This window comes from Williamwhitmania taraxaci (assembly GCF_900096565.1).
Classification (GTDB): Bacteria; Bacteroidota; Bacteroidia; order Bacteroidales; family Williamwhitmaniaceae; genus Williamwhitmania; species Williamwhitmania taraxaci.
Genome location: NZ_FMYP01000172.1, coordinates 1 through 1289 on the forward strand (window position 1 = coordinate 1; position 1289 = coordinate 1289).

At 36.5% G+C, this 1289-nt stretch carries 3 protein-coding genes; 1 reads left to right on the plus strand and 2 read right to left on the minus strand.

The genetic code is table 11. The features are described 5' to 3' along the window. Nucleotides 1–67: 67 nt before the first annotated feature. Nucleotides 68–403, minus strand: a complete 336-nt coding sequence (locus tag BLS65_RS19100; RefSeq protein ID WP_092441122.1) for a transposase — start codon at nucleotides 401–403, stop codon at nucleotides 68–70. A gap of 159 nt (nucleotides 404–562) precedes the next feature. After that, on the minus strand, nucleotides 563–745 hold the full coding sequence (locus BLS65_RS17770) for a hypothetical protein (protein ID WP_125869961.1): 183 nt from the start codon (nucleotides 743–745) through the stop codon (nucleotides 563–565). A 272-nt stretch (nucleotides 746–1017) separates the two neighbouring features. On the opposite strand from BLS65_RS17770, the gene BLS65_RS19105 reads away from it, so the two are divergent. Next, nucleotides 1018–1236 (plus strand): helix-turn-helix domain-containing protein, encoded by a 219-nt coding sequence (locus tag BLS65_RS19105; protein ID WP_092441124.1) that lies wholly within the window; start codon nucleotides 1018–1020, stop codon nucleotides 1234–1236. Nucleotides 1237–1289: the final 53 nt, after the last annotated feature.

The window sequence follows — 1289 nt, forward strand, 5'->3', positions numbered from 1 at the left end:
AACCAAATCCTCCTCCCTTTTCTCATTCCGCTACGCTCCATGAGAAAAGGGAGGAGGATTAATTCCATTAACAATGTGGTGAAACTTTACAATTAAGCATCCAATCCTGGCGGCTTTCGTTGTCATTTGTAATACTTTCGATAATGTTTTTAGCGGTAAACTTCTTAAAATCGCGTACCGTATTGCTCAATTCACCTTGTGGGCTGTTTGCGATCAAGTGGATATGGTTAGACATGATTACGTACCCAAATATCTGCAATCCTTTATGCTTTTGGCAAAATTGCAAGCTGTCAATAACAATATCCCGATATGCCTTGCGCGTGAATACATCTATCCAATCTACCACCTGAATGGTAAGATAATGCAATGCTTGCTGATCTTTTATCTGGTAACCTGTTGACATAAGCGCAAAATACTGTTTTTAGGCTTAATTTGCAAAAGCGGTATTGTATGTAACCGTTCCGAGAACGGTATTTAGTACGGCGAAGTCAGAGACGTTCGCCGAGCCGCTCCGGGCAATAGACTTCGGTTAGCAGGGGGATTGTAAAACAAAACCCCAACACTAGGCTGGGTTTTGTAGTTCTGTATACTCTTTACAGGTATTTTTCAGTACTTTCATTCCATCAATCAACTTTTCTTTCATTGCAAAAAAATCCTCTTTGCTTTGTGTAAAATCTTCTCGTGTAGCAATTATATACTGCCCTTTTTCATCTTGAATAATCTCAAAACCATCAACAGTTGGCATTTTGATGTTACTCTCATTTGAAAAATAGGTTATCCAGCCCAAGGGATAGACAACCTTAAGAGGTAAATACATTTCAGTATACTGAGGGAGTATAATTTTAACACCGCTGTATTTTGGATTTAAAAAAAGTTTATTTTTTTTGTTTGATAACTATTGATTGCAAAAGTATACAATAGTTTTCAATAAGCAAGAAAACTATAATTTTTTCTGCATATTTTTATTAACTAAATTTGCTCAATAAGGTAAATTATAGTTTTCTATTGACTGAAAATATGAACATCGGAAGCAAAATAACAGAACTGAGAAAGACTCAAAGCTGGTCGCAAGCCGACCTTGCAGAAAAAATACAGGCATCTCGTGTAATCGTAGGAAAGTATGAACGAAACGAGGCTGCCCCATCTATTGACATTGCAAAGAAAATTGCTGATGCTTTCGGTATTAGTTTGGATTATCTTGATATTTCGGTGATATTGTGCCACTTGTTTCGGTGATATTGTGCCACAAAAAAAGGATGATTTCGTGACCAAATTTATGAATTAATTTG

Bases quoted from the DNA above. Each gene is read 5' to 3' on its own strand.
- BLS65_RS17770 (WP_125869961.1), bottom strand. From the start codon at position 745: ATGCCAACTGTTGATGGTTTTGAGATTATTCAAGATGAAAAAGGGCAG.
- BLS65_RS19105 (WP_092441124.1), top strand. From the start codon at position 1,018: ATGAACATCGGAAGCAAAATAACAGAACTGAGAAAGACTCAAAGCTGG.
- BLS65_RS19100 (WP_092441122.1), bottom strand. From the start codon at position 403: ATGTCAACAGGTTACCAGATAAAAGATCAGCAAGCATTGCATTATCTT.